The organism is Vogesella indigofera (genome assembly GCF_003633895.1).
Classification (GTDB): domain Bacteria; phylum Pseudomonadota; class Gammaproteobacteria; order Burkholderiales; family Chromobacteriaceae; genus Vogesella; species Vogesella indigofera.
Window position 1 is genome coordinate 47,847 of record NZ_RBID01000001.1, and the last position, 20,416, is coordinate 68,262.

18 protein-coding genes are annotated in these 20,416 nt (G+C 64.0%); 2 read left to right on the forward strand and 16 right to left on the reverse strand.

Annotation, left to right across the window (positions count from 1 at the left end; all coding sequences use genetic code 11):
* Window positions 1–31: 31 nt before the first annotated feature.
* From C8E02_RS00275 to C8E02_RS00295, 5 genes are all read right to left on the reverse strand, one after another.
* Window positions 32–1,252, reverse strand: a complete 1,221-nt coding sequence (locus tag C8E02_RS00275; RefSeq protein ID WP_120809210.1) for an SAM-dependent methyltransferase — start codon at window positions 1,250–1,252, stop codon at window positions 32–34.
* Window positions 1,249–2,016 carry a DUF1365 domain-containing protein gene (locus tag C8E02_RS00280; protein ID WP_120809211.1) on the reverse strand — a complete coding sequence of 256 codons (768 nt, stop codon included), beginning with the start codon at window positions 2,014–2,016 and terminating at the stop codon, window positions 1,249–1,251. The genes C8E02_RS00275 and C8E02_RS00280 overlap by 4 nt, the downstream gene beginning before the upstream one ends.
* Window positions 2,013–3,323 (reverse strand): NAD(P)/FAD-dependent oxidoreductase, encoded by a 1,311-nt coding sequence (locus C8E02_RS00285; RefSeq protein WP_120809212.1) that lies wholly within the window; start codon window positions 3,321–3,323, stop codon window positions 2,013–2,015. The genes C8E02_RS00280 and C8E02_RS00285 overlap by 4 nt, the downstream gene beginning before the upstream one ends.
* A gap of 134 nt (window positions 3,324–3,457) precedes the next feature.
* On the reverse strand, window positions 3,458–4,408 hold the full coding sequence (locus C8E02_RS00290) for a D-2-hydroxyacid dehydrogenase (RefSeq protein WP_120809213.1): 951 nt from the start codon (window positions 4,406–4,408) through the stop codon (window positions 3,458–3,460).
* Between the two features lie 14 nt (window positions 4,409–4,422).
* On the reverse strand, window positions 4,423–5,151 hold the full coding sequence (locus C8E02_RS00295; RefSeq protein WP_238377302.1) for a DUF2189 domain-containing protein: 729 nt from the start codon (window positions 5,149–5,151) through the stop codon (window positions 4,423–4,425).
* Between the two features lie 204 nt (window positions 5,152–5,355).
* Between C8E02_RS00295 and C8E02_RS00300 the strand changes: the two genes are divergently transcribed.
* Window positions 5,356–5,682 (forward strand): FKBP-type peptidyl-prolyl cis-trans isomerase, encoded by a 327-nt coding sequence (locus C8E02_RS00300; RefSeq protein WP_047966982.1) that lies wholly within the window; start codon window positions 5,356–5,358, stop codon window positions 5,680–5,682.
* Between the two features lie 48 nt (window positions 5,683–5,730).
* Here the strand turns inward: C8E02_RS00300 and C8E02_RS00305 are convergent, their stop codons facing one another.
* The 5 genes from C8E02_RS00305 to rlmE all read right to left on the reverse strand — a co-directional run bounded on the left by C8E02_RS00305 (window position 5,731) and on the right by rlmE (window position 11,455).
* On the reverse strand, window positions 5,731–6,375 hold the full coding sequence (locus tag C8E02_RS00305; protein WP_120809214.1) for a DedA family protein: 645 nt from the start codon (window positions 6,373–6,375) through the stop codon (window positions 5,731–5,733).
* Between the two features lie 178 nt (window positions 6,376–6,553).
* The gene (gene glmM / locus C8E02_RS00310; protein WP_047966980.1) at window positions 6,554–7,885 is read right to left on the reverse strand and encodes a phosphoglucosamine mutase; all 1,332 of its coding nucleotides are present in this window, start codon (window positions 7,883–7,885) and stop codon (window positions 6,554–6,556) included.
* A gap of 78 nt (window positions 7,886–7,963) precedes the next feature.
* The gene (gene folP, locus C8E02_RS00315; RefSeq protein ID WP_120809215.1) at window positions 7,964–8,794 is read right to left on the reverse strand and encodes a dihydropteroate synthase; all 831 of its coding nucleotides are present in this window, start codon (window positions 8,792–8,794) and stop codon (window positions 7,964–7,966) included.
* A 65-nt stretch (window positions 8,795–8,859) separates the two neighbouring features.
* Entirely contained in the window at window positions 8,860–10,767 is a 1,908-nt protein-coding gene (gene ftsH / locus C8E02_RS00320) for an ATP-dependent zinc metalloprotease FtsH (RefSeq protein ID WP_047966978.1), read from the reverse strand.
* Window positions 10,768–10,837: 70 nt separating this feature from the next.
* Complete coding sequence (rlmE, locus tag C8E02_RS00325; protein WP_047966977.1) at window positions 10,838–11,455, reverse strand: 23S rRNA (uridine(2552)-2'-O)-methyltransferase RlmE; 618 nt, start codon at window positions 11,453–11,455, stop codon at window positions 10,838–10,840.
* A gap of 88 nt (window positions 11,456–11,543) precedes the next feature.
* Here rlmE and yhbY point away from each other — a divergent pair, with 88 nt between their 5' ends.
* Window positions 11,544–11,870: a ribosome assembly RNA-binding protein YhbY gene (gene yhbY / locus C8E02_RS00330; protein WP_047966976.1), complete on the forward strand. Its 327-nt coding sequence runs from the start codon at window positions 11,544–11,546 to the stop codon at window positions 11,868–11,870.
* Between the two features lie 112 nt (window positions 11,871–11,982).
* On the opposite strand, the gene C8E02_RS00335 is transcribed toward yhbY, so the two are convergent.
* The 6 genes from C8E02_RS00335 to C8E02_RS00360 form a co-directional block, all read right to left on the reverse strand.
* Complete coding sequence (locus C8E02_RS00335) at window positions 11,983–12,414, reverse strand: DUF4149 domain-containing protein (RefSeq protein WP_047966975.1); 432 nt, start codon at window positions 12,412–12,414, stop codon at window positions 11,983–11,985.
* 72 nt (window positions 12,415–12,486) lie between these two features.
* Window positions 12,487–12,963 carry a transcription elongation factor GreA gene (gene greA, locus C8E02_RS00340; RefSeq protein WP_047966974.1) on the reverse strand — a complete coding sequence of 159 codons (477 nt, stop codon included), beginning with the start codon at window positions 12,961–12,963 and terminating at the stop codon, window positions 12,487–12,489.
* A gap of 157 nt (window positions 12,964–13,120) precedes the next feature.
* A complete protein-coding gene (carB, locus tag C8E02_RS00345) occupies window positions 13,121–16,330 on the reverse strand; it encodes a carbamoyl-phosphate synthase large subunit (RefSeq protein ID WP_047966973.1) in 3,210 nt (1,069 codons plus the stop codon).
* A gap of 77 nt (window positions 16,331–16,407) precedes the next feature.
* Window positions 16,408–17,055, reverse strand: a complete 648-nt coding sequence (gene leuE, locus C8E02_RS00350) for a leucine efflux protein LeuE (protein WP_120809216.1) — start codon at window positions 17,053–17,055, stop codon at window positions 16,408–16,410.
* Between the two features lie 16 nt (window positions 17,056–17,071).
* On the reverse strand, window positions 17,072–18,205 hold the full coding sequence (gene carA, locus C8E02_RS00355) for a glutamine-hydrolyzing carbamoyl-phosphate synthase small subunit (RefSeq protein WP_120809217.1): 1,134 nt from the start codon (window positions 18,203–18,205) through the stop codon (window positions 17,072–17,074).
* A gap of 358 nt (window positions 18,206–18,563) precedes the next feature.
* Window positions 18,564–20,348, reverse strand: coding sequence for an acyl-CoA dehydrogenase (locus tag C8E02_RS00360; protein WP_120809218.1), 1,785 nt, complete (start codon window positions 20,346–20,348; stop codon window positions 18,564–18,566).
* Between the last annotated feature and the right edge of the window lie 68 nt (window positions 20,349–20,416).

Below are 20,416 nucleotides of genomic sequence, written 5' to 3' on the forward strand. Positions count from 1 at the left end.
ATTTCCCATCTGTGCGACAAGCAGCGCCACGCTAGCGGCGACGGATTTCCAGTTGGCAGACATCGGTGCGTCCCGCGTCGAAGCCGGCGATGCAGTAGTGCAGGTAGAACTGCCACAGGCGCACGAAAGCCTGATCGAAGCCCTGGCCATACACTTGTGGCAACGCGGCGTTGAAATCATGCAACCAGCGCCGCAGTGTCTCGGCGTAGTCGCGGCCAAAGGTATAGCGCTCGGCCAGCTGCAGCCCGGCGCCGGCGATGTCGCGGTCCAGCGCCGCCGGCGACGGCAGCATGCCGCCGGGGAAGATGAACTGCTGGATGAAGTCGGTGCCGCGCTGGTAGCGCGCGAAGTAGTCGTCGCCGATGGTGATCACCTGCACCATCGCCCGGCCGCCGGGCTTGAGGCGGTCGTGCAGGGTGCGGAAGTAGCGCGGCCACCAGCGCGCGCCGACCGCCTCCAGCATCTCGATCGACACGATGTGGTCGAACTGGCCGTCGATGTCGCGGTAATCCTGCAGCCGCAGATCGGCCTGCTGCGTAAGCCCCGCTGCGGCCAACCTTTGCTGCGCCCATTCCAGCTGCGACGGCGACAGGGTCACGCCGGTGACGTGCACGCCGCGACTGCGGATCGCGTACTCGGCAAAGCCGCCCCAGCCGCAGCCGATCTCCAGGATGCGCTGCCCCGGCTGCGCATCGAGCCGCGCCAGGATGCGTTCGTACTTGGCCTCCTGCGCTGCGGCCAACGTTTGCCCGGCCTCGCCGCTGAAGATGGCGGCGGAGTAGGTCATGCCCGGGTCCAGCCACAGCCGATAGAAGTCGTTGCCGATGTCGTAGTGGGCGTGGATGTTGCGGCGGCTGCCACGGCGGGTATTGGCGCGCGTCAGGTGCTTCAGCCAGTAGCCGGCGGTGCCCAGCCAGCTGCCGTGGATCGCCTGCTCGAAGGCGGCCTCGTTGGCCAGCGCCAGCTGCAGCAGCGACGTCCAGTCCGGCGACGTCAGCCAGCCGTCGCGCCAGGCCTCGGCAAGGCCGATGTCGCCGGCCAGCACGATACGGCGCAGCGCGCGCCAGTCGTAGACCTGCAGCTGTGCCTGCGGGCCGGGATGCGCGCCGCGAAACAGGTAGCTGCCGCCGTCGGGGGTGATCAGCGTCAGCTCGCCGTACTGCAGGCGCGACAGGGCCAGCAGTAGCGGGCGCACCAGCAGCGGTACGCGCAAGGGCAGCGGGGAAGCGAGGGTACGCGAGGATGAATTCATGACAACTCTCCGGGAGAAACCGAGCTGGCCGCGTGGCCATCTTTGCCGAAAAACGGGACTTTCTTGCGCCACAAGCGCAGCGCCTGCCAGTGGATGCGCGCCCACACCGCCACGGCAAGCAGGCCGGTGGCCAGCAGCAGCTGCCACAGCCGCGCCGGCGAGTACGGCACCGGCATACCCTGCTGGGTGGCGACGAAGTCGTTGTGCTCGTCGTCGCGGCGGTACTCGATACGCACCGCGAAGCGGCCGTCCGCCGCGCGCAGGAAGCGGAAGCGGTAGCTGCCCTCCACCTGGAAGAACGGCGACACCTGCAGCGCCTTGCCGGTGGTCAGCAGGTCGCGGCTGTCGATGGCGCGATGGTCGGGGTGGTGCAGGCAGTAGTCGTGATGCTGGCCGAAGGTGTTGCTGACCTCGACCCACACCGCACGCAGCGTGGCGGCGGCATCGAACACCAGGTAGAAGCTGACCGGGTTGAACACGTAGCCGAACAGGCTGGGCAGGGTGTGCAGCTCGATGCGCGCGATGTCATGCACCCCGCTTGCGGCCAACCTTGCCGTCAGCCACGGCAGCAGCGGCGAGCCGTCGCGCGGGCCGTGGTGGCGGCGCTGCCAGCTCACCCCCGGCGCCAGGCGGAGGCTGGCCGGCTCCGGCTGCCCCGGCAGCAGCGTCAGCGCCAGCCAGGCGTGGCGGTAGCTGAACTGGTGGCGGGCCGGCGCGCTGCGGCCGTGCCAGACGTGGCCGCGGTAGACGGTAAACGCGTTCATGGTGCGACCACCGCCGGCTGCGGTTGCAGCGGGTGCGCGGCCAGCGGCACGCTGATATCCCACGGGATCGGCGCGCCGAGCGCCTGCGCCACCGCCATGCCGGCCTTGAGACCGTCCTCGTGGAAGCCGTAGCCGGCCCACGCGCCGGCAAACCAGGTGCGCTGGCGGCCCTGGATCGTCGCCAGCGACTGCTGTGCGGCGATGGCGGCGCGGTCGAACAGCGGGTGGGCGTAGTCGAATTCCGCCAGTTTGCCCTGCGGCTCGCGGTAGGGGTTCAGCGTCACGATCACCGGACTGAGGAACGGCAGCCCCTGCAGCTGGTTGAGCAGGTAGCTGACCATCACCGGCTGCGACGACGGCCCGCCCTCGCCCATGCGGTAGTTCCATGCCGCCCACGCCTGGCGCCGCGCCGGCAGGAAGGAGGCGTCGGTGTGCAGCACCGCGCGGTTGGGCTGGTAACGCAGCTGCGACAAGAGCGCCCGTTCGCCGTCGCTGGCGTCGCCGAGCAGCGCCAGCGCCTGGTCGCTGTGGCAGGCCAGCACCAGCTGCTCGAAGTGCTCGTCGCCGTGGCGGCTGCACAGCGTCACGCCGCGTTCGTCGCGGCGCACCTGGCGCACCGGCGACGACAGCCGCACCTCGCCGATGCCGGCCACCATGCGCCGTACGTACTCGCGCGAGCCGCCCTGCACCGTCTTCCACTGCGGCCGGTCCAGTATCTGCATCAGGCCATGGTTGGCACAGAAATCGAAGAAGGTCGAGGCCGGAAACGCGGCCATGTCGCGGGTGGAGCTGGACCAGATCGCGGCCCCCATCGGCAGCAGATACCAGTCGCGCAGCGCCGCGCTGAAACGGTAGCGATCAAGAATCTGGCCCAGCGTCTCGCCGCTGTCGCGGCTTTCCCGCTGCAGCTGCGGCGCCAGCCGGTGCAGGCGCAGGATGTCGCCGACCATGCGCCAGAAGGTTGGCCGCAACAGGTTGCGTTTCTGCGCGAACAACGTGGCCAGGCTGCTGCCGGCCCACTCCACGTTCTCCTGCTCCAGCACCACCGAAAAAGTCATCTCGCTGGCACGCACCGGCACGCCCAGCAGCGCAAACAGGCGGATCAGGTTGGGATAGGTGCGATCGTTGTGCACCAGGAAGCCGGTGTCCACCGGCGCACGGAGGCCTTCCAGCTCGACATCGACGGTGTTGCTGTGGCCGCCGGCATAGGCCGCAGCCTCGAACAGCACCACCTGGTGTCCGGCCCGGCTCAAGAGCCAGGCCGAGGACAAGCCGGCAATGCCGGCACCCACCACCGCAATTTTCATGATGTCAGTCCTTTATCGATAGTGCGTTATCGGTCAATCACAACTGATTGTCAAATGTTTGTCCTGTACAAAAATAGAAAATTCAACAAAAAAGCCTGACATCGTCAAGCTTTGTCCACCACATGAGCGCCGGCTCAGTCCAGCCGATGCTGCCGTTCGCCGCGCTGCCAGGCCTCGATATTGCTGACCAGCTGCGCCGCCAGCCTGGCCATCGCCTCGCCGCTGGCCCAGCCGACGTGCGGTGTCACGATCAGGTGCGGCAGGCGCGCCTTCAGCAGCGGATTGCCGTCGCGCGGCGGCTCCACCGACAGCACGTCGAAGCCGGCGCCGCCGAGTTGGCCGAATTTCAGCGCCGCCACCAGCGCTTCCTCGTCCACTAGCCCGCCGCGCGCGGTGTTGATCAGCACCGCACCCGGCTTCATCGCCATCAGCTCCGGCTGCGCGATCAGGTTGCGGGTGTCGTCGTTCAGCGGGCAGTGCAGCGAGATCACGTCGGAGCTGGCCAGCAGCGCGTCAAACGCCACGTAGCCGTCGCGCACCGTGGCCGCGCCTTTGCGTTCGGCAAACTGCACGCGCATGCCGAAGGCCCGCGCGCGCTGCGCCATCGCCTGGCCGATGCCGCCGCTGCCGACGATGCCCAGCGTCGCGCCCTGCAGGTCGCGGATCGGCGCGCCGAAGTGGCAGAACTGCGCCGCCTGCTGCCACACCCCGGCGGCGACATCGCGCTGGTAGGCCGGCAGGTTGCGCATCAGCGCCATCATCAACATGAAGGCATGCTCTGCCACGGTGTCGTCGCCGTAGTGGCGGATGTTGCACACCGCGATGTCGCGCTCACGACAGGCGGCGACATCGATGTGGTTGTAACCGGTGGCGGCGATGGCCAGCAGTTTCAGCCGCGGCAATGCGGCCAACGTGGCCGCGTCGAACGCGACCTTGTTGCTGATCACGATGTCGGCATCGGCACAGTGGGCCAGCAGTTGCTCGCGGCTGGTGGACGGATAGGCGGTGAAGCGGTGAGGGAAGGCACAAGACGGCACCGGGACAGGCAAGCTGTCCCGGTCGACAAACACGATGTGAGGATTCATGGAATGGACAGGTGCTAGCGCTCGAAGTTGATCAGGGCGCGATAGGCATGCCAGCTGGACAGCCCGATCAGGGGCATGATGAGCAACAGGCCGATGAACTGGGTAGCAAAACCGATCGCGGTCAGGACCACGATCATAGCCGCCCATACCAGCATCGTCAGCAAATTGCGATACACCGCCTGCACGCTCATCACCATCGCGGTGACGGTATCGACTTCCTTGTCCAGCATCATCGGAATGGCGCAGACGCTGAGCGCGAACACTGCCACGGCAAAGAAGAAGCCGGTGCCGAAGTAGGCAATCAGGAACGGCAGGTTCTCGGCGGTGAAGGCGGAGACCACCAGCTGCTCCAGCGACGGCACGCTACCCTGGAAGAACAACGCGAACATCAGCAGCGAGACGCGGAACCAGCCGAACACCAGCACCGCGAGCAAGGCGGCAAACAGGGTAAAGCCCGGCATGTTGACGCGCCACGCGGTCATGCTGTGCATCAGCGTCACCTTCCCGCTACCCGGTGCCTCCAGTTGGCGCGCGATATCGTACAGGCCGATGGCGAGGAACGGACCGCCCAGCAGGAACAGCGTTGCCAGCGTAATCACGTGCTGTGGTGCGAAGTCGAAATACATGTTCAGCAAGAAGCCCATCACCACAAACACGGCGCCGTAGAACAGCGAATCCGCCGGTGCGCGCCGCAAATCCTGCCAGCCTAGGCGCAGCCACTGCAGCGGCTGATCGGGCGTCACATGCCTGACCACTATATGCTCATGAGACGGTAGATGAGTAATGTCCATTGCCATTCCCCTATGTCAGATAAAATCACAGGCGAAAACTTCTCCGCTTTCTCTTTATAAGCAATTGAAGGGCAAAGACAATATCAAGATTTCGACGGCGCGGTAGCGGACTGTTAAAATGCCGCTTTCGCTAATGCAGCAAAACAAGGACATCTCATGGCAGAACTGATCATCGAAGACCTGCTGGTAGGCGACGGCGCGGAAGCCGTGGCCGCTCAGGAAGTGACCGTGCACTACACCGGCTGGCTGACCGATGGCACCAAATTCGATTCCAGCAAGGATCGCTACCAGCCGTTCAGCTTCGTGCTGGGCGAAGGCTACGTGATCAAGGGCTGGGATCAGGGCGTACAGGGCATGAAGGTCGGCGGCAAGCGCAAGCTGACCATCCCGGCCGAGCTGGGCTACGGCGCCCGCGGTGCCGGCGGCGTGATCCCGCCGCACGCCACCCTGGTATTCGAGGTCGAGCTGCTGCAGGTCGGCTGACCCCGCCTTACCCGGCAATGAATAATGCCCCGCGCTGCGGGGCATTATTCATTTGGCGATCAGGTCTTCGGCGTTGCGCCGGGCTTTCGACTCGCGCCGCTTGTGGCGCCAGTATAAGCCGCCCAGCACCACCGCCAGCAGCGCGATGGCGATCAGGATGCCGGCCTGGCCACGGTGCACCATCTGCATCAGCCACTCGTGGTTGCGCGCACCGAAATAGCCGAGATACACCCACACCGGCACCGAGATCAGCGCGGCAAAACCGTCCATCAACAGGAAACGCCAGTACGGGATGCGCCGTGTCAGCCCGGCGGTCAGGAAGATCGGCGAACGCAGGCCGGGCAGGAAACGGGCGACGAACAGCACCCAGTTGCCGTAACGGGCAAACTTCTCCTGTACCGCGGCAAAACGCTCCGGCGTCATCACCTTGGCAATCGGCTTGAAGCGCAGCACACGGTCGCCATAGACGCGGCCGGCGAGGAACATCAGGCCATCGCCAAACAGCACGCCGGCCATGCCCACCGCAAACATCACGTGCACGTCGGTATAGCCCAGCCCGGAAATGATGCCGCCGGCGACCAGGGTAATATCCTCCGGAATCGGCACACCAAAACCACACACCAGCAACACGATGAATACGGCAAAGTAGCCATATCCCGTGAACAAATCGAGAAGAATCTGCAGGATATCCATGTCGGCCTGACAAGCTGTTGATCGGTCGAAGTACTTCCGGCAAGGCCAGGCGAAGCAGTTCAGAGAGCGGCTGCCATCATAGCACAGCCCCCGTGGCGCCCTGCTTGACTATGGTTAGGTCGCCACGGCAAAAACAAAGCCACCTTCGCAGGTGGCTTGCGCCGATGCCGGTACGCCGTCAGGCCGCTTCGATCGCCGCGGCGATTTGGCCGGCCCACTGCTCGGCCAGCGCCAGTTCATCCGCTTCGACCATCACGCGCACCACCGGTTCCGTACCGGACGGACGCAGCACCACGCGGCCACGGCCGGCCAGCGCCAGCTGTGCCTCGGCGTACTTGGCGGCACTGGCGGCCTGCCAGTCCTGGCCATTGAGACGCACATTGATCATCTTCTGCGGGAACGGCTGCCAGTCGTTGCAGATGGTGGCCAGATCGCTGTCCAGCTCGGCCAGCGCCGCCAGCACCTGCAGGCTGGAGATGATGCCGTCGCCGGTGGTGTGCTTGTCCAGGCACAGCACGTGGCCGGACGCCTCGCCGCCGACCTGCCAGCCGTTTTCGTGCAGCAGCTCCAGCACGTAGCGGTCACCGACCTTGGCGCGGCCAAAGGCGATGCCCTGCTGCTGCAAGGCCAGCTCCATCGCCAGGTTGGTCATCACCGTGCCGACCACGCCGCCGCCAAGCTGGCCGCGCGCCGCACGCGCCTTGGCGATCACGTAGATCAGCTGGTCGCCGTCGTAGACCTTGCCGTGGCGGTCGGCCATCATCAGCCGGTCGCCGTCGCCATCCAGCGAGATGCCGAGATCGGCACCATGCTGCAGCACCGCCTGGCTGATCGCCTCGGTGTGGGTGGCACCGACGCCGTCATTGATGTTGTAGCCGTTCGGCTCGCCACCGATGGTGATCACCTCGGCGCCCAGCTCGTGGAACACCTTCGGTGCGATGTGGTAGGTGGCGCCGTGCGCGCAATCGACGACCAGCTTCAGGCCCTTCAGGTTGCGCTCATTGGGGAAGGTGCTCTTGCAGAATTCGATGTAGCGGTCGGCGGCACCGTCGATGCGCCGTGCCCGGCCCAGCTCGCGCGACGGGCTGGTCTGCATCGGCGAATCCAGCATCGCCTCGATCTCGCGCTCCAGCGCGTCGTCCAGCTTCTTGCCGCCCTCGGCGAAGAACTTGATGCCGTTATCCTGATACGGATTGTGCGACGCGGAGATCATCACCCCGGCCGACAAGCGCAGCGCGCGCGTCAAATAGGCGATGCCCGGCGTCGGCAGCGGCCCGGTCAGCAGCACGTTGACACCGGCGGCGGTGAGGCCGGCCTGCAGCGCCGCTTCCAGCATGTAGCCGGAAATACGGGTGTCCTTGCCGATGATCACCGTCGGGTGTTCCTGCCGCTCGTGATCGACCAGCACCTTGCCGGCGGCATAGCCCAGGCGCAGCACGAAATCGGGGGTAATCGGAAACTGGCCGACTTCGCCACGCACACCATCGGTACCAAAATATTTGCGGCTCATTATTGTTCCTTCAGACTTTTATCCTGCCGATTTTACATCGCCACCAGCTTGCGGGGGCAACTGCCGCCGCAGCCGGTTTCAGCCCAGCGCCTGCCACAGCTGCAGCGCCTGGTGTGTGGCCTTCACGTCGTGCACGCGGATCACCTTGGCACCGCGCTGCGCTGCCAGCAATGCCGCCGCCACGCTGGCGCCCAGGCGCTGGTCCGGCTGCTCTTCGCCGGTGATGGCGCCCAGCATCGACTTGCGCGACATGCCGACCAGCAGCGGTGCACCGGCCAGTACTTCCAGCTGCGGCAACTCGCGCAGCAGGTCGAGATTGTGCTGCAGCGTCTTGCCGAAACCGAAGCCGGGATCAGCCAGCAGCCGGTCGCGGGCGATGCCGTGCGCCAGACACAGCTTGATGCGGCGGGCGAGGTAGCCGCCGACTTCCTGCACCACATCGGCGTAGTCCGGCTGCTGCTGCATGGTGTCCGGATTGCCCTGCTTGTGCATCAGGCAGATGCCGACGTTGGCCGCCGCCACCAGCACCAGCGCACCGTCGTCTTCCAGCGCCGACACGTCGTTGATCAGGTCGACGGCACCGGCCTGCAGCGCGGCGCGCATCACCGAGGTGCGCCGGGTATCCAGCGACAGCGGCACCTGCAATGCGGCCAACCTTTCCAGTAGCGGCAACACCCGCTGCAGCTCCTCTTCCGGGCTGACGTAGGGCGCGCCCGGCCGTGTCGACTCGCCACCGATATCGAGGATGTCGGCACCGTCGGCCAGCAGGCGCTCGGCGTGCGCCAAGGCCGCATCCAGCCGGTTGTAGCTGCCGCCATCGGAAAAGGAATCCGGCGTCACGTTCAAAATGCCCATCAGCAGCGGGCGCTCGAGCGACAGGCTGAACCTGCCGCAGGCAAAAACCGACATAGCTTTCTCCAATGCAAAACAGGGTGTCAGCCTGGACTGACACCCTGTTGTTTACCTGACCTGCCTTACAGTTCTTGTGCCGGCGTCACCGATGGTTCTGGTGCCGGTGGTGCCGGCGGCTTGCTGTCCGGCTTGTTGAAACCGGCGCCCGGCGATGGCGGACGCGGCGTCTTGCCGGCCATGATGTCGTTGATCTGCTCGGCATCGATGGTTTCCCACTCCAGCAGCGCGGCGGTCATTGCCTCCACCTTGTCGCGGTTCTCGTCCAGCAGGCGGCGCGCCAGCGCGTACTGCTCGTCGATGATGCGGCGGATTTCCTGATCCACTTGCTGCATGGTGGCTTCCGACATGTTCTTGTGGGTGGTCACCGAACGGCCGAGGAACACTTCACCCTCGTTCTCGCCGTAGACCATCGGGCCGAGACGGTCGGACATGCCGTAGCGGGTCACCATGTCGCGCGCCATCTGCGTGGCACGCTCGAAGTCGTTCGAGGCGCCGGTAGTCATCTGGTTCATGAACAGCTCTTCCGCGATGCGGCCGCCGAACAGGATGGCGATGCGGTCCATCAGGTAACCGCGGTCGTAGGCGTAGCGGTCTTCTTCCGGCAGCTGCATGGTCACCCCCAGCGCACGGCCGCGCGGGATGATGGTGACCTTGTGCACAGGATCGGACTTAGGCAGCAGCTTGGCCACTACCGCATGGCCGGACTCGTGGTAGGCGGTATTCTTTTTCTCGTCCTCGGACATCACCATCGACTTGCGCTCGGCGCCCATCATGATCTTGTCCTTGGCGGATTCGAAGTCCAGCATGTCGACCAGGCGCTTGTTACGGCGCGCGGCGAACAGCGCGGCTTCGTTGACCAGGTTGGCGAGGTCGGCACCGGAGAAGCCCGGCGTACCGCGCGCGATGATCTGCGCGTCGACGTCGGCGGCAATCGGAACCTTGCGCATGTGCACGTTGAGGATCTGCTCGCGGCCGCGGATATCCGGCAGCGGCACCACCACTTGGCGGTCGAAACGGCCGGGACGCTGCAGCGCCGGGTCCAGCACGTCCGGACGGTTGGTGGCGGCGATCACGATCACCGTCTGGTTGGTCTCGAAACCGTCCATTTCCACCAGCAGCTGGTTGAGGGTCTGTTCGCGTTCGTCGTTGCCGCCACCGAGACCGGCGCCACGCTGGCGACCGACGGCGTCGATCTCGTCGATGAAGATGATGCACGGCGCGTTCTTCTTCGCCTGCTCGAACATGTCGCGCACGCGGGAAGCACCGACGCCGACAAACATCTCGACGAAGTCGGAACCGGAGATACTGAAGAACGGCACCTTGGCTTCACCGGCAATGGCCTTGGCCAGCAGGGTCTTACCGGTACCCGGCGAACCGGCGAGCAGGATGCCGCGCGGAATGCGGCCACCCAGGCTCTGGTAGCGGGAAGGATCGCGCAGGTAATCGACGATCTCCTTCACTTCTTCCTTGGCTTCATCGCAACCGGCCACATCGGCAAAGGTCACGGTGTTGGTGTCCTGATCTAGCATGCGCGCCTTGCTCTTGCCGAACGAGAACGCCCCGCCCTTGCCGCCGCCCTGCATCTGGCGCATGAAGAAGAACCACACCCCGATCAGCAGCAGCATCGGGAACCAGCTGATGAAAATGCTCATCAGCATCGACGGTTCCTCTTCCGGCTTGGCGGAGAAGGTCACGTTGTTCTTGATCAGCACGTCCACCATTTTCACGTCGAACGGGGCGTAGGTGCTGAAACTGGAGCCGTCGGTACGCTTGCCGCGCACCCACTGGCCGCGTAGCGGATTGCCTTCAATGCTCACCGTCTGAATCTTGCCGGACTCCACATCGCTCATGAATTGCGAATACTCGACCTGATTCTGGGTTTCCTGGCGCTTGGTAAACTGGTTGAACACAGTCATCAGTACAAGACCGATGATGACCCAGATCGCGATGTTTTTTCCGATATTGTTCACAAGAGCGTGCTCCTATGTGCCCTGACTTGGTAAATGGTTTTTTCTATTGTAAACCCGGCACGTCGCACTGTCAGCGACGGTCTTTGCCCAGCAGGTAGATTTCACTGGAACGGTCACGCGAGGCCTTGGGTTTACGCGTTACGACTTCGCCAAACAGCTCGCGCATGGCTTTCAGATAGGGCTGAAAATCACTGCCCTGGAACACTTTGACGAGAAAACTGCCGCCGGGTTTCAAATGGTCACGGACAAATTCCAGTGCCAGCTCATTCAGATGAAAGCTTCTGGCCTGATCAATCCCGCTCATCCCTGAGATATTGGGCGCCATATCGGAAATTACAAGGTCCAGCTGCCGCCCGCCGAGCATGGTCACGAACTCCTCCAGCACCTCGTCGTCGCGGAAGTCGCCCTGGATGAAGGCGACGTCGGCGATCGGGTCCATCGGCAGGATGTCGATGGCAAATACCTTGCCGTTGTCGCCAACGATGCGCGCCGCCACCTGCGACCAGCTGCCCGGCGCCGAGCCGAGATCGGCCAGCACGGTTCCCGGCCGGATCAGCTTGTCCTTATCGTTGATTTCCAGCAGTTTGTACGCCGCGCGCGCGCGATAGCCGTCTTTTTGGGCCATTTGCACATAGTGATCGTTGACGTGCTCACGCAGCCAGGCGTTGCTAGACTTGCTTCTTGCCATGTGGATTCCAGTAATTAATGCATGTGCCGTTTGGGGAATGACCTAAAGTTTAGTAAAATCGTTTTTTAATCTGAAACTTGAAGCCACAATGAAAATCGAACTGACCCCAGTCGAGCGCCAATATCTGAAGGGTTTGGCCCACTCGCTCAGCCCCGTCGTGATGATCGGCAACAATGGCCTGACCGAGTCGGTTATCCGTGAAATCGCCGTCAGCCTGGACGCCCACGAACTGATCAAGGTGCGCGTTCTCGGCGACGACCGCGCGGCACGCGTGGCCATGTATGACCAGATTGCAAACGATCTGGGCGCCGGTCAAGTGCAGCACATCGGCAAGCTGCTGGTGCTGTTCCGCCCGTCCGAGGCCAAGCGCATCGACCTGCCGAAAAGCAAGAAGGCACTCAAGGCACGCCCTTGAGCGTTGCCGGCTAGCGGGCTGCGGTCACGGACCGCGGCGCGCGCATGACAGACAAAAAGCGGTGGCGATGCCACCGCTTTGTCTTTGTCGGCCCGCGCAAAGGTAGTACGGCTCAGTTGTCGCTGCGCAGCAGGTACACCAGCGCCATCAGGCTTTGCAGCAGGTAGATCAGGCTGGAGATGGCATGCCAGGTGGCAAAGCCACCACCGAACAGCCCTTCGGCGGCATGGTTCATCTGCAGCTTGAGGCTGGCGATGATCGGCGTCACCGCGAAGTGGTTGATCACGATGCACACCAGCATGCCCAGCAGCAACCAGAAACCGCCCTGCTTCAGGCCGCGTGCGCCGTAGCGCAGCACGTAGTCGGCGAGCAGGAAGATGCCGCACACCAGCCCGACCCAGGCGATGGCGGCAAACAGCCGCCCCGCCACCATGCCGGCGGTCACGTTATCCAGTGCCGAAAACAGGATGGGGGCCACGATGATGCCGACCACCCACATGCCGCCGATCCACAGGGTCCGGGCTATTGCACGCAATCCGTCCATTGGTCTTCCTCTTCCCGGCCGGCTTTGCGGCCAACGTTACAGCACCCGCCTGGCCGCAGCCAGCCGCCGCGCTCAGATGTAGCGCACTTCCAGCACTTCGTACTCGCGGATGCCGCCCGGGGCCATCACCTCGGCCACGTCGCCTTCCACCTTGCCGATCAGCGCACGCGCGATCGGCGAGTTGACCGACACCTTGCCCAGCTTGATGTCGGCTTCGTCGTCGCCGACGATCTGGTAGGTCTTTTCTTCTTCGCTTTCCAGATCGGTGAGCAGCACGGTGGTGCCGAACACGATGCGGCCGTCGGCATCCAGCTCGGTCGGATCGATGATCTGAGCGTTGGAGATTTTGCCCTCCAGCTCGGCAATACGGCCCTCGACAAAGGCTTGGCGCTCTTTGGCGGCGTCGTATTCTGCATTCTCGGATAGATCGCCTTGCGCGCGCGCTTCGGCAATGGCCTCGATCACCGACGGACGCTCAATGCTTTTCAGACGCTGCAATTCGGCCTTCAGCTGTTCGGCACCACGCACGGTCAACGGGACTTTGTTCATGACTCGGTTCTCCAAGGGCGTACTGCTGCCCTGTGATAAAAGCGCAAGCCGCCGTACGGGACGGCGGCTTTGCTGGACGTTTGATTCAGCGGTGATTGTAACGAGATTTTGCTCCGGGTTCAAAGGTTGGCCGCATGCGGCCAACCTTTGACCGTGCTTAGCCCTTCAGCTCGGCGTGCAGCTGCTGCACGCTGTAGACGTCGAAATCATCGACGTGCGACAGGCCGACGCAGACCGCCTTGGCACCGGCCAGGGTAGTGTACTGCGGCACACGCATCTGCAGCGCGGAGCGGCGGATGGCGTGGCTGTCCTGGATCGCCTTGCGCTTCTCGTCCACGGTGTTGACCAGCACGTCGATTTCGCCGTTCTTGATCATGTCGACGATGTGCGGACGACCTTCGTTCACCTTGTTCACCACCTGCACCACGATGCCGGCGTCGGCCATCGCCTTGGCGGTACCGCGAGTGGCGCACACGCCGAAGCCCAGCTTCTGCAGTTCGCGCGCCACTTCGATGCCACCTTCCTTGTCGCTCTCGCGCAGGGACAGGAACACCTTGCCGGTACGCGGCAGGCGGTCGCCGGCGGCCAGCTGGCCCTTGACGAAGGCTTCGGCAAAGGTGCGGCCAACGCCCATCACTTCACCGGTCGACTTCATTTCCGGCCCGAGGATGGTATCCACACCCGGGAACTTGATGAACGGGAACACCGCTTCCTTGACTGCGTAGTACGGCGGAATCACTTCCTTGGTGAAACCCTGCTCGATCAGGCTGATGCCGGCCATGGCACGGGCGGCGATCTTGGCCAGCGGCGCGCCGGTCACTTTCGACACGAACGGCACGGTACGCGACGCACGCGGGTTCACTTCCAGCACGTAGATGGTGTCTTTCTGGATCGCGAACTGCACGTTCATCAGGCCGACCACGTTCAGCGCACGCGCCATCGCTTCGGTCTGACGGCGGATCTCGTCCTGCACCGCCGGGAACAGGCTGTACGGTGGCAGCGAGCAGGCGGAGTCACCGGAGTGGACACCGGCCTGTTCCACGTGCTGCATGATGCCGCCGATCACCACGGTGGTGCCGTCGGACACGCAGTCGACATCGACCTCGATGGCGTCGTTGAGGAAGCGGTCCAGCAGCACCGGGCTGTCGTTGGACACTTTCACCGCTTCGCGCATGTAACGTTCCAGATCGGCCGGTTCGTGCACGATTTCCATCGCGCGGCCGCCCAGTACGTAGGACGGACGCACCACCAGCGGGTAGCCGATCTCTTCGGCCAGACGCATGGCGTCTACCGGATTGCGCGCGGTGCGGTTCGGCGGCTGCTTCAGACCAAGGTCGTTCAGCAGCTGCTGGAAGCGCTCGCGGTCTTCGGCGGCGTCGATCATGTCCGGGCTGGTGCCGATGATGGGCACGCCATTGGCTTCCAGCGCGCGCGCCAGTTTCAGCGGCGTCTGGCCGCCGTACTGCACGATCACGCCGAACGGCTTCTCGATGCGGCAGATTTCCAGCACGTCTTCCAGCGTCAGCGGCTCGAAGTACAGGCGGTCGGAGGTGTCATAGTCGGTGGACACGGTTTCCGGGTTGCAGTTGACCATGATGGTCTCGAAACCGGATTCGCGCAGGGACAGCGCGGCGTGCACGCAGCAGTAGTCGAATTCGATACCCTGGCCGATACGGTTCGGGCCGCCACCCAGTACCATCACCTTCTTGCGGTCGGTCGGATTGGACTCGCACTCTTCTTCATAAGTGGAGTACATGTAGGCGGTGTTGGTGGCGAATTCGGCGGCGCAGGTATCCACGCGCTTGTACACCGGATGCAGCTTCAGCCCCCAGCGGTGGCTACGCACGGCGGCCTGGTCGGTACCCAGCAGCTCGCCGAGGCGACGGTCGGAGAAGCCCTTGCGCTTCAGGCGACGCAGTTCGTCGTAGCCCAGGCTGTCCGCCTTGCGGCCGGCCAGCGCTTTTTCTTCACCGATCAGGTCTTCGATCTGCGCCAGGAACCACGGATCGATCTTGCTGATGGCAAAGATGTCGTCGCGGCTCATGCCGAGACGGAAGGCGTCGGCCACGTACAGGATGCGTTCCGGACCAGGTGCGCCCAGTTCGTGACGGATGGTTTCTTCATCCTGGCTCACCGAGTTGAAGCCGGAGAGGCCGGTTTCCAGACCGCGCAGGGCTTTCTGCATCGATTCCTGCAGCGTGCGGCCCATGGCCATCACTTCGCCGACCGATTTCATCTGCGTGGTCAGGCGGTCGTCCGCCTGCGGGAATTTCTCGAAGGCGAAACGCGGGATCTTGGTGACCACGTAGTCGATGGACGGCTCGAACGAGGCCGGGGTCGCACCGCCGGTGATGTCGTTCTTCAGTTCGTCGAGGGTGAAGCCGACCGCCAGTTTGGCGGCGATCTTGGCGATCGGGAAGCCGGTGGCCTTGGACGCCAGTGCCGAGGAACGCGACACGCGCGGGTTCATCTCGATCACGATCATCTCGCCGGTATCCGGGTTGGTCGCGAACTGTACGTTGGAACCGCCGGTGTCGACACCGATTTCACGCAGTACCGCCAGCGAGGCGTTACGCATGATCTGGTATTCCTTGTCGGTCAGCGTCTGCGCCGGGGCCACGGTGATGGAGTCGCCGGTGTGCACGCCCATCGGGTCGAAGTTCTCGATCGAGCAGATGATGATGCAGTTGTCGTTGCGGTCGCGCACCACTTCCATCTCGTACTCTTTCCAGCCGAGTACCGATTGCTCGATCAGCAGTTCGTGGGTCGGCGACGCTTCGAAACCGCGCTCGCAGATGGCCAGGAACTCTTCCTTGTTGTAGGCGATACCGCCGCCGGAGCCGCCCATGGTGAAGGACGGACGGATCAGGGTCGGGAAGCCGACCTTGGTCTGCGCTTCCAGCGACTCTTCCAGGGTGTGGCAGACGAAGGACAGCGGGCAGGACAGGCCGATCTTGGCCATCGCCTCCTTGAAGCGGCCACGGTCTTCCGCCTTGTCGATGGCGTCTTCGGTGGCGCCGATCAGCTCGACCTTGTACTTTTCCAGCACGCCGTTACGCGCCAGGTCCAGCGCGCAGTTCAGCGCGGTCTGGCCGCCCATGGTCGGCAGGATCGCGTCCGGACGCTCCTTGGCGATGATCTTTTCCACCACCGGCCACGAGATCGGCTCGATGTAGGTGACATCGGCCATGTCCGGGTCGGTCATGATGGTGGCCGGGTTGGAGTTCACCAGGATGACTTTGTAGCCTTCTTCACGCAGTGCCTTGCACGCCTGCGCGCCGGAGTAGTCAAACTCGCAGGCCTGGCCGATGACGATCGGGCCAGCGCCAATGATGAGAATGCTCTTGATATCAGTACGTTTAGGCATGGTAATCGCTCAATATTGTTCAATGTTTTACACGTTCCGGCAGGCTGACGCGGCCTGCTGCCGGAGACGCTGGATAGTTACAGGCTGGCGGCGGCCAACTTGGCGCCGAAACCGATAAACATGGCACCGACCGCCCCGCCCATTGCCGCCGACAGGCGACGGCGGCGGCGGAACGCCTCGGCCAGATGATTGCCGGCCAGGATCAGCGTGGTCAGGTACAGCGCGCTGAACAGCTGCACGATGGCGCCGAGGATGGCAAAGGTCAGTGCCGGGTAGTGATAGGCCGGATCAACGAACTGCACGAAGAACGACACGAAGAACAGGATCGCCTTCGGGTTCATCAGACTGATCAGCAGCGCCTTGGAAAACGGGCGGTTGATGTCCAGCACCGGTGCCGCCACCGCGGCCTGGCCCTGGCGGCGCTGTTGCCAGCCGGTCCAGGCGCCACGCAGCATGGCGATGCCGATCCACGCCAGATAGGCGCCACCGGCATACTTGACGATGGCAAACAGCGCCGGATTGGCCTGCAGCAAACCGGCGGCGCCGGTTGCAGCCAGGGTCATCAGCACGAAATCACCGACGAACACGCCACAGGCGCCGGCAAAGCCGGCGCGCACCCCGCGTTGCGCCGCCACCGACAGCACATACATCGAATTGGGGCCCGGCAGCAGCACGATGAAGAGGGTGCCGAGTATGTAGGTGGTCAGGTCAGTGATACCGAACATGATGCGTCCTCCGTGATCAGGCCGGCTTGTGCGCGGCCATCAGCGAGATGAAACGGTCAAACAGGTAGGCCACGTCTTCCGGCCCCGGGCTCGCTTCCGGGTGTCCCTGGAACGAAAATGCCGGGCGGTCGGTCAGCGCGATGCCCTGCACCGTCTGGTCGAACAACGAACGGTGGGTAATGCGCACGTTGGCCGCAAGGCTGGCTTCGTCAACCTGGAAGCCGTGGTTCTGGCTGGTGATCATCACGCGGCCGGAATCGAGATCCTGCACCGGGTGGTTGGCACCGTGGTGGCCGAACTTCATCTTGGAAGTCTTGCCGCCGGTGGCCAGGCCCAGCAACTGGTGACCGAGGCAGATGCCGAAGACCGGCAGCTTGGTATCCAGGATGTCGCGGATGGCGCTGATCGCGTAGTCGCACGGCTCCGGATCGCCAGGACCGTTGGACAGGAACACGCCGTCCGGTTTCAGTGCCAGCACGTCCTTGGCCGGCGTCTCGGCCGGTACCACGGTCAGCTTGCAGCCGCGCTCGGCCAGCATGCGCAGGATGTTGCGCTTGACGCCGAAATCGTAGGCCACCACGTGGAACGGGGTCTCGGTCTGCTCGACATAACCCTGGCCCAGACGCCATTCGCGTGTCGTCCAGCTGTAGGCTTCCTTGCAGCTGACCACCTTGGCCAGATCCTGGCCGGCCATGCTGCCAAAACTACGCGCCAGCTCGACGGCTTTCGCCTCGTCGATGTCACCTGCCATGATGCAGCCGGGCTGGGCGCCTTTTTCGCGCAGGATGCGCGTCAGCTTGCGGGTGTCGATGTCGGCGATGGCGACGACATTGTTTCTCTTCAGATAATCGGACAGCGACTCTTCCGCACGGAAGTTGCTGTGCAGCAGTGGCAGATCACGAATGATCAGGCCAGATGCAAAGACGGCGCCGGACTCGGTATCTTCCGAGTTGGCGCCGACGTTGCCGATATGAGGATAAGTCAGGGTGACGATCTGCCGGGTATAGGACGGGTCGGTAAGGATTTCCTGATAACCGGTCATGGCAGTATTGAATACTACCTCTCCGACGGTGTGGCCGTTGGCTCCGATGGCGACGCCTTTGAACAGCGTGCCGTCAGCCAAGGCAAGAATCGCGGGTACGGTTGTCACTGGCTGGCTCCTAATAATGATATTTTTGATTTATTGATACAACAAACGGGACTATAGCGACGTGCGCTTGTCCCGTTCGGTTAAACTTTTCAAGTATATCCTGTTTTCGGCCATCGCGGCAAGGCCGCGCACCGCGACTGCTGCTTTTCTGAACAATGGATACAGTCGCCATCACCGGCTAAGCCATTGTTTACGCTAGCGTCAACCTTACAAAAAATGCGCGCGCCCGGCAAGTTGTTCTGCGCCGGCCTCCGACCAGCCACACGTCCCGTCATTAACCTCCAGCGCCGATCGCCGCATAAAAAACCGCCGGCGCCACGACTGCGGTACCGGCGGTTTTCACGTCCAGGGCGGTCACTCAGAACAACGCTTCGTTCAGTTCCAGCACGCTGTCACCACCGTGAACGATGGCGGCCGCCAGACCGGCGGTCTGCGGCAACAGGTGCTCGCCGTAGAAACGGGCGGTGACGATCTTCGCCGCGAGGAAGTCGGCATCGGCATCTTCGTCGCCCTGCTGCGCCCTGGCGATCAGCGCAGCGCGCCCCATCATCCAGCCGCCGAGCACGATGCCCATCAGCTTGAGGAAGGGCACCGACCCGGCGGCAGCCAGCTGCGGCCGGCTGCCGAAGGTGTCGAGGATGAAGGCGACACAACGCTCGGCATCCTTCACCGCGGTCTCAAGGTTGGCCGCAAGGCTGGCGTAGCCCGCCGCCGTCAGCTTGCCGGCGGTAACCTTGACCTCCTCCAGCAACCAGCGCGCGGTGACGCCGTCTTCCGCCGCCGTCTTGCGCCCGATCAGGTCCAGCGCCTGGATGCCGGTGGTGCCTTCGTAGATGGCGGTGATGCGCGCGTCGCGGCAATACTGCGCGACGCCGGTCTCCTCGATATAACCCATGCCGCCGTGGATCTGCATCGCCAGGCTGGTGATCTCGTTGGCCTGCTCGGTGTTCCAGCCCTTCACGATCGGGATCAGGAAGTTGACCAGCGCCTGGCTGCGCGCCGCCTCGCTGGCCACCGGATCGCGCGCGGCGCGGTCCAGCGCTGCGGCGGCGTAGAACGCCAGTGCGCGCTGCGCCTCGATCTGCGCCTTCATCGTCATCAGCATGCGGCGCACGTCCGGGTGCCGGATGATGGCGACGCCGGCCGGGTCGGGGCTGCCGACGGCGCGGCTCTGCACGCGGTCACGGGCGTATTCGACGGCCTTCTGGTAGGCTCGCTCCGACACCGCCATGCCCTCGATGCCGACACCCAGGCGCGCGTGATTCATCATGGTGAACATGTAAGCCAGACCCTTGTTGGCCTCGCCCACCAGGTAGCCGGTGGCGCCGCCGTCGTCACCGAAGCTCATCACCGCGGTTGGGCTGCCGTGGATGCCCAGCTTGTGTTCGATCGACACGCAGCGCACGTCGTTGCGCGCGCCGAGGCTGCCGTCGGCATGAACCAGGAACTTGGGCACGATGAACAGCGAGATGCCCTTCACCCCGGCCGGCGCATCCGGCAGCCGCGCCAGCACCAGGTGGACGATATTGTCCGCCATGTCGTGCTCGCCCCAGGTGATGAAAATCTTCTGGCCGCTGATCTTGTAGCTGCCGTCGCCCACCGGGATGGCGCGCGAACGCACCTGCGCCAGATCGGAGCCGGCCTGCGGCTCGGTCAGGTTCATGGTGCCGGTCCACTCACCGGTCGACATGCGCGGCAGGTAGATCGCTTTCAGCTCGTCGGAGGCGTGGTGATTGATCGCCTCGATCGCACCCAGCGTCAGCATCGGCGCCAGCGAGAACGCCAGGTTGGCCGAGCACCACATTTCTTCTGCCGCCAACGCCACCAGCGCCGGCAGGCCCTGGCCACCGAACTCGGCCGGCGCGCGCAGGCCGACCCAGCCCGCCTCGACATACTGTTGCCATGCTTCCTTGAAGCCTTCGGCGGCGGTAACGGTAAAGTCAGGCGACCACTTGGCGCCCTTGTCGCCCTGCTGGTTGATCGGCGCCAGCACGTTTTCGGCGAACTTGGCGCCCTCCTCCAGGATGGCGTCGGTCAGTTCTACCGAGCAATCCTCGTAGCCGGGCAGGGTGCAGATGGCGGGCAGCTCCGCCAGCTCGTTCAGGGCAAAGCGGATGTCTTTGCTGGGTGCCTTGTAAATCATCGATCGCTCCTCTGTGTCATTTCTCGTCATTTCTCGTGCAAAAAAACCGGCCATGTGTCCGCCAACGG

What these genes read in the sequence shown, in the direction of transcription:
- C8E02_RS00275 (WP_120809210.1), bottom strand. Translation starts at nt 1,252, where the DNA reads ATGAATTCATCCTCGCGTACCCTCGCTTCCCCGCTGCCCTTGCGCGTA.
- C8E02_RS00280 (WP_120809211.1), bottom strand. Translation starts at nt 2,016, where the DNA reads ATGAACGCGTTTACCGTCTACCGCGGCCACGTCTGGCACGGCCGCAGC.
- C8E02_RS00285 (WP_120809212.1), bottom strand. Translation starts at nt 3,323, where the DNA reads ATGAAAATTGCGGTGGTGGGTGCCGGCATTGCCGGCTTGTCCTCGGCC.
- C8E02_RS00290 (WP_120809213.1), bottom strand. Translation starts at nt 4,408, where the DNA reads ATGAATCCTCACATCGTGTTTGTCGACCGGGACAGCTTGCCTGTCCCG.
- C8E02_RS00300 (WP_047966982.1), top strand. Translation starts at nt 5,356, where the DNA reads ATGGCAGAACTGATCATCGAAGACCTGCTGGTAGGCGACGGCGCGGAA.
- C8E02_RS00305 (WP_120809214.1), bottom strand. Translation starts at nt 6,375, where the DNA reads ATGGATATCCTGCAGATTCTTCTCGATTTGTTCACGGGATATGGCTAC.
- glmM (WP_047966980.1), bottom strand. Translation starts at nt 7,885, where the DNA reads ATGAGCCGCAAATATTTTGGTACCGATGGTGTGCGTGGCGAAGTCGGC.
- folP (WP_120809215.1), bottom strand. Translation starts at nt 8,794, where the DNA reads ATGTCGGTTTTTGCCTGCGGCAGGTTCAGCCTGTCGCTCGAGCGCCCG.
- rlmE (WP_047966977.1), bottom strand. Translation starts at nt 11,455, where the DNA reads ATGGCAAGAAGCAAGTCTAGCAACGCCTGGCTGCGTGAGCACGTCAAC.
- yhbY (WP_047966976.1), top strand. Translation starts at nt 11,544, where the DNA reads ATGAAAATCGAACTGACCCCAGTCGAGCGCCAATATCTGAAGGGTTTG.
- C8E02_RS00335 (WP_047966975.1), bottom strand. Translation starts at nt 12,414, where the DNA reads ATGGACGGATTGCGTGCAATAGCCCGGACCCTGTGGATCGGCGGCATG.
- greA (WP_047966974.1), bottom strand. Translation starts at nt 12,963, where the DNA reads ATGAACAAAGTCCCGTTGACCGTGCGTGGTGCCGAACAGCTGAAGGCC.
- carB (WP_047966973.1), bottom strand. Translation starts at nt 16,330, where the DNA reads ATGCCTAAACGTACTGATATCAAGAGCATTCTCATCATTGGCGCTGGC.
- leuE (WP_120809216.1), bottom strand. Translation starts at nt 17,055, where the DNA reads ATGTTCGGTATCACTGACCTGACCACCTACATACTCGGCACCCTCTTC.
- C8E02_RS00360 (WP_120809218.1), bottom strand. Translation starts at nt 20,348, where the DNA reads ATGATTTACAAGGCACCCAGCAAAGACATCCGCTTTGCCCTGAACGAG.